Source organism: Psychrobacter sp. AOP5-GZ1-6, from assembly GCF_052376345.1.
Classification (GTDB): Bacteria; Pseudomonadota; Gammaproteobacteria; order Pseudomonadales; family Moraxellaceae; genus Psychrobacter.
This window is the reverse complement of sequence record NZ_JBQSVP010000156.1, coordinates 1-6,799: the sequence shown is the minus strand read 5'-3', so window position 1 is coordinate 6,799 and position 6,799 is coordinate 1. Positions and strand designations below refer to the sequence as shown.

Here is a 6,799-nt window from a genome sequence, read left to right as displayed (position 1 = left end):
AGTTGATATACTCACTCATTGGTTGATATACCTTTCATTTACCAGTTGCCATTTATATAAGTAGAACTCAACATGACACAACCTTTACCATCGTCTGCATTCCTACCTAAAACTTCATTACGTATTGCCTGCGCTCTAGCAATGCTAGCTACTCTTGCAGCTTGCCAAACTAACACCATTGATTCGCATCCCTTATCGACTGTTCAGAATCCATCAACCCAAAGCACCGTGGCGCAAGAAAAAACGTCCAATGATGCTCAGCAGTCAGCATTGGCCATAGACATGTCAGGTCGACATGAATACCAATTAGAAAACGGCCTAAAGGTAGTGGTAAAAGAAGATCATCGCGCACCAGTGGTGATGACGCAGATATGGTACAAAGTAGGCTCAACAGATGAACCTGCCAACAAAGGCGGTATCTCGCACCTACTTGAACATATGATGTTTAAAGGTACAACTGATGTATCAAGTGATGACTATGAACGCTTGATTGCTAAATTTGGCGGTGTCAATAATGCGTTTACCAGCTACGATTATACTGGTTATTACGAGCTGTTCCCTGCAAATCGATTCCCTTTAGCGCTTGAGTTAGAAGCCGATCGTATGAAAAACCTATTGTTCAATGATAAAGAGTTTGCCAAAGAACACCAAGTCGTCATGGAAGAACGCCGTCAGCGTACCGATGACAATCCACTCGCAAAAGCGTATGAGTCATTCCGATTGCTCGCATTGCCCGATAGCCCGAAAGGTGAGTCTGTTATCGGCCCCATGAAGGAGATTGAATCAATCACCCTACCAGAATTAAAGGCATGGTATCAAAAGTGGTACGTGCCAAACAATGCAACCTTAGTCATCGTAGGTGATGTTGAGCCAGAAGAAGTCTTGACGCAAGTCAAACGCTATTTCAGTGAGCTAACCCCAAGTAATTTACCGGAACGCCCTAGCATTAGTCAAAAAGGATTCCGTGGCTATCAGCAAGTTGACTCTGAACAAGCCGTACAAGTACCTGTGTTATTGATGGGCTATAACGTACCAAGCCTTGTTACCGCTGGAGCAAGTAACGAAAAACAAGCGTATGCGCTTTCACTGGCTCAGGACGTATTAGATGGTGGACTATCAGCGCGTCTTGAGAGTCGACTCATACGTGAACAAGGTCTACTAACCACGGTTGGCACTTCTTATGACTTGCTAGATCGAGGCGATGGACTTTTCTTAATTCAAGCAACACCGCGTGAAGGCGTTAGCCTAGAACAAGCGCAGCAGGCCATCATCGCTGAGATAGAAAAACTAAAAACTGATCCCATAGCCGCCGACGAAATTAGCCGTGCCAAAACCAATACGGTGACCGGATTGGTCTATGCACAAGATAGTATGGAAGGTCAGGCTCGTATGATTGGCTCCTTACAGTCTATCGGTCTAGATGACAGGTTACTTGCCGAACTACCAACCAAGCTCGATAGCGTATCAATCGCTGATATACAAGCGGCCAGTAAAAAATATTTAGTAAAAGACAATTTGACGGTGATGCATATCATTCCACCTCAAGACCAAGATGATACAAAGAAATAATGCTGAGATGTGAATGTTTAGCCCAATCATACAGATTTTATTATAAATAAGAAGAAAACCATGAATAAGAATAATGACTTGTCGCACATAAGCAAAAAGCCTTTAAATAGTCAATCAACAAGCAACGCATCAACGCTTATAAAACGAGGATGTCTTAGCGCTACTATATTGTTAAGTTTGACAACATTAACAATGACAGCGCAAGCAGATTCAGCAGCTGTTGAAGAATACCATGGCTCCGCCTCAGTCGATACCAGCGCACCTATTGCTGCGTTATCAAAACTAACCAGCTTAGATAATACCAACGATTTAACCGTTACTGTACCTACGATTCAACAATTCAAAACCAAATCAGGTGTACCAGTACGCTTTGTACAAACAACCACCTTACCAATTGTTGATATTGATTTGCGCTTTAACGCTGGTAGTGCCCGTGACAACAGCATCCAGCGAGATGGTTTTGGTATTGCTAACATGACAGCGACCATACTGACGCAAGGCTCTAAAAGCTTAGATGAAAATCAATTTACCCAAGCCGTTGAAACACTCGGTATTAATTTAAACAGCAGTGCTTACAAGGATATGTTTATCGTCTCGCTACGCAGTTTATCTGACGATAAACACTTGCTACCTGCTATTGATTTAATGACTCAAATGCTCAGCGAACCTGCCTTTGATGATGCTATTTTGGCACGTAACAAAGCCCGATTATTGGTTGGATTACAACAACAAAAACAAGATCCCAACAGCCTTGCTAGCATTGCTTTTAACAAGGCATTATATGGCAAGCATCCTTATGCCCATCAATCAGCTGGCACGCTTGAAAGCGTACCCAACATCAGTAAACAACAGCTGATAGACTTTAAAAACCGCTATCTAGTCGCGGCTAACGCCTCGCTTGCTATGACGGGCAATTTGACATTAGTACAAGCAAAGCAACTTGCTGAAAACATTACCGCTAATCTACCAACAGGTCAGATGGCCACAGAGCTACCTGAACCAAAGCCTATAAATCAAGCCAAGCATATTCACATTCCATTCCCAAGCACCCAAACCACTGTACTCATGGGACAATTGGGAAGTAAACGCGCGACCAATCCAAAAGATCAACAGCAGCAAACCAATTTTGCTGTCGGTAACGAGGTAATGGCTGGCGGGGATTTTAATGCACGGCTGATGACTGAAATTAGACAAAATCTTGGCTACACATACGGTATATCAGGATCTATGAATCCAATGCTCGCAAAAGGTCCCTATCAAATCGGATTTTCGACCCGTAATGATAAAGCTCGTGCTGCCATTGATGCCAGTTTAGAAGTTATTAATGATACTTTAGATGAAGGTATTACTAGTAGCGAAATGCAGCTGACAACAGATAGTCTTAAGAATAGTTTCCCAATGGGGTTTGCAAGTAATGCGGGAATTAATGGACTACTTGGTATGATGAATTTTTATCAGTTACAAGATAACTATCTGACTAATTACGTCAACCGTATTGATCAAGTAAAACTATCAGAGGTCAATCAAACAATGCGCGATACACTAAAGCCTGATGATTTTTTAATTGTCACCGTTGGACAAGATGACCCTTGGAAAGATGACAAGACTAAAAAATAACCCTGTAAAGGTAAAGAGCGATACCAATTGGCATCGCTCTTTACCTTTATTACGCTTAATCGCTACTGCTCTGAATTCTAGCTGTTCTTAGCTTTTTGTGCTAAAAACACTCTCGGCTAGAAAGTAAAAATTGACACACATCAATCGGAAACAGTTACCGCAACGTCATAAACAAGATTTTCGGGCTTATAGGTTGCACCATCGTAAGCCAATCGAATCACATGTTTGTCATAAGACTCTACTTGATAATCACCGTTAGCAAAATTGTGCAATGTTGGTACGATTAATAACGTTTCGATTTGACGGTCATTTACTTTAACTGAAATTTTTTGTCCATCTTGTGGATACAAGAAATAATCACAATAGTCACTTGTCATTACTTCTGCAGTACGCTTAATAACCTGACTATCAACCCCTTTCTGTATTAACTTTGGACAAACATCAGGACGTTCCGAAGCCAGTCTGGCATAAGAATTCTTGATACTTTCTTTAACATTTTCCGCTTCCTGTATATTACTATCGAGGGTGATAGTAGATTGTGCCTCTATCGGAGGTAAATCCTCAGAAGCTTTATCTATATTACAGGCCGTTATTAAAAAAAGAGCTGAACCAAATACAACCATATAGCTGATATTGAACTGAGCAAAGACCTTTTTGGAAGCATTAAAGCGATTTTTTTTCATCGGTACTGACTGCCAGTGTTTCATAAATACTACTTGTAATAGATTTTTTATAAAATAAAATTTAACTCAGATTCAAAAGTTCACATTACAATCAACCACTTACTTATCTAAAAAAATTAAATATGGTTCTTTTATCTTATAAAATAAATGATATAAATATAAATAATAGCTCATTATAGTATGGATATAATTTCTCAATACAAGTATAACTTCTGAAAATTTATGACTTATGCGTTTAATGCCAATAAATTTAGGTCAGTTAGAGCTAACTAAGTGACCTAAATTTATATCCAATTGACTACAAAACCCCGAGTCTCACTGCCAACTCTATGCCATACGCGACAATGACTGATGGTGTTTAGAGCCGTCTCAAATTTATAAAGACCTAAGTTAATAGCAACTTAAGTTAGTAATGGCTTAGGTTAGTAACGACAAGAAGAACTACTGCTCGCATGATGAAACCCCCATTTACGATAACCATCAGTATCTAGATGGATGGCTCCCGTCGCATATAAACCTAAACCAAAATTATGGGCTGCTCCTTGATATTGCCAAAACTGGCATAGACCATCTTGCATTGTACTCAGCTGCCATAAATTACTTTCATATTCTGGCACCCAAATATCCATGGCACTGGCATTCATATGCTTACTACTATCAGCCCCACCCGCACAGTCATTAAGACCAGGACTACGATATACAGAGCGTATCTCACTACTTGCTGGCAATATACCTTGTTTTTTCAACTCACTATATAGACGCAATGTGGGTACAATATTTGGCCATAACTCTTTCGGTGGTAGTTGATAAGGCTCATAGCCACACTTCTTCCAACTACGTGCGGTCGTCAATAACTGAGATAGTGGTGGTACGTTTTTTGCGCCCACTTGTGAGATGAGATAACGCTGATACTCTGCCACTTGTTTGGCACGATAACTGTTATTGTTTAACCATACGTTAAAGTCCATACTAATCACATCATGATCACCATGGTTATGAGCCGTGTTAGAATCAGGCACACTCCGAGCGATATTCACACTTTTATTCTCTTCAATAGATAGACGAGCCTGCAAATTAAAGTCACGCTGTTTTTGGGCAATCAAACCCTGCATACTATCGCGATTAATCGCATTTTTTTCACTCGTGACACGAGAACTATCATCTAAAACATTTTCAGAAGGCTGAACATAAATATTGCTACCACCTTGACGTACTTGAATACGACGTTCACTATTATCACTGATAATATCGGCATGAGCAGGAATACTACTAGCATACAAAACCAGTAGTGCAATCACAGGCTTGTGAACCTGCCTGTTACGAGGGAGTTTTTTATTATTCATTGCAGGAAGCTACCGCTAAAAACGTTTTATCGATACTATCAAATTTTCAGTAAGCAGGCTAAACTATCGCCTCTAATTAGAGGCCTGATATTTGTAATTAACACTTATCCTTATAAGTTTTATAATTATGTAACTTTATTGCTTAGGTGTTACTTTGTTCGCAATATTTCATTAGGGCGTATTAAAAATATTTTAGATAAAACTTTCCTCTTACACCAATTACCAGACTCACTTTGCCTATGTCTTCTAATCCGCAGTATCGTTTTTCACGCCAAAGCCATCATTTAGGCCAAGGCCATGCACCGACGTTATGGCAACGTATTCATATCGATCCGTGGTTAACCCTGCTTTTATTGACTGTCTGCTGTATTGGTTTGACTATTTTATATAGTGCTGCAGGCCAAGATGTTAGTATGGTTATACGCCAAATGGTCAGCTATGCTGTCGCATTTACTGTCATGTTTACCATGGCGCAAATACCACCTAGTATCTATCGTACCTTTACACCCATATTTTACGTACTTGGACTCATCTTATTGGTGTTGGTTGATGTCATCGGTGAAGTACGTATGGGCGCTCAGCGCTGGATCAATTTACCAGGATTTGGTAGTGTGCAACCTTCAGAGTTTATGAAGCTTGGCATGCCAATGATGTGTGCTTGGTTTTTATCCAAACGTGATCTCCCACCATCTACTTCTAGCATCGCTATAACATTGGGATTAATTATTGTTCCTGTCTTATTGATTGCTAAAGAGCCCGATCTAGGTACCTCGCTATTAGTGGCAGCCAGCGGTATTTTTGTACTGTTTTTGGCGGGTCTGTCTTGGCGCCTGATTTCGGCAGCTGCCGTTCTAGCCATTCCTCTTATCGCCTTTGCCTGGAACTTTCTATTACATGATTATCAACGTACACGCGTACTCACGCTACTAAACCCTGAGGCCGATGTACAGGGTGCTGGTTGGAATATCATTCAATCAAAAACAGCAATCGGGGCTGGTGGTCTCACTGGTAAAGGCTATTTAGAAGGTACACAATCACATCTACACTTTTTGCCAGAAGGTCATACTGACTTTATTATTGCCGCCTTTTCTGAGGAGTTTGGCTTACTAGGTGTTTTGTTATTGATGTTTATTTATTCCTGCTTACTAATGCGCGCATTATATATCGCCTCTACCCACCCTGATACCTATAGCAGATTATTGGCAGGGGCAATCGCTATGTCGTTCTTTGTCTATATATTTGTGAATGTCGGTATGGTTGGTGGTATTTTACCAGTCGTTGGTGTTCCATTGCCCTTTATTAGCTATGGTGGTACAGCTGTCGTGACATTGATGGCGGGCTTTGGCCTACTCATGTCCATCCATACCCATAAATCAGGTTAACGTCAGTTTATTAATCATACAAATAGGATGTGGCGTAGACAATACATTTCCTACAAGATGATGGTCGTAACAAGATAAATGATAAGCAAAAAAATAGTACAGACCACATTAAGATATCAGCAAGTTGCTTGACAAAATTTGTCCATTTTCAATACCTTCATGTTTGATGCCTAAACTGAAGATGCGCTCTAAATTATATAAACTT

General features: G+C 40.4%; 5 protein-coding genes. 3 read left to right on the top strand and 2 right to left on the bottom strand.

Going from position 1 to position 6,799, the window contains the following annotated elements; all coding sequences use genetic code 11:
- The first annotated feature begins 72 nt into the window (after positions 1–72).
- Both ACT3RN_RS13840 and ACT3RN_RS13835 read left to right on the top strand, forming a co-directional pair.
- The gene (locus ACT3RN_RS13840) at positions 73–1,569 is read left to right on the top strand and encodes a M16 family metallopeptidase (RefSeq protein ID WP_192520684.1); all 1,497 of its coding nucleotides are present in this window, start codon (positions 73–75) and stop codon (positions 1,567–1,569) included.
- A 60-nt stretch (positions 1,570–1,629) separates the two neighbouring features.
- A complete protein-coding gene (locus ACT3RN_RS13835; RefSeq protein WP_444518723.1) occupies positions 1,630–3,186 on the top strand; it encodes a M16 family metallopeptidase in 1,557 nt (518 codons plus the stop codon).
- 140 nt (positions 3,187–3,326) lie between these two features.
- On the opposite strand, the gene ACT3RN_RS13830 is transcribed toward ACT3RN_RS13835, so the two are convergent.
- Positions 3,327–3,893 carry a hypothetical protein gene (locus ACT3RN_RS13830; protein WP_192520686.1) on the bottom strand — a complete coding sequence of 189 codons (567 nt, stop codon included), beginning with the start codon at positions 3,891–3,893 and terminating at the stop codon, positions 3,327–3,329.
- 398 nt (positions 3,894–4,291) lie between these two features.
- A complete protein-coding gene (locus ACT3RN_RS13825) occupies positions 4,292–5,212 on the bottom strand; it encodes a D-Ala-D-Ala carboxypeptidase family metallohydrolase (RefSeq protein WP_442062151.1) in 921 nt (306 codons plus the stop codon).
- 239 nt (positions 5,213–5,451) lie between these two features.
- On the opposite strand from ACT3RN_RS13825, the gene rodA reads away from it, so the two are divergent.
- Positions 5,452–6,594 carry a rod shape-determining protein RodA gene (rodA, locus tag ACT3RN_RS13820; protein ID WP_442070046.1) on the top strand — a complete coding sequence of 381 codons (1,143 nt, stop codon included), beginning with the start codon at positions 5,452–5,454 and terminating at the stop codon, positions 6,592–6,594.
- The last annotated feature ends 205 nt before the right edge of the window (positions 6,595–6,799 follow it).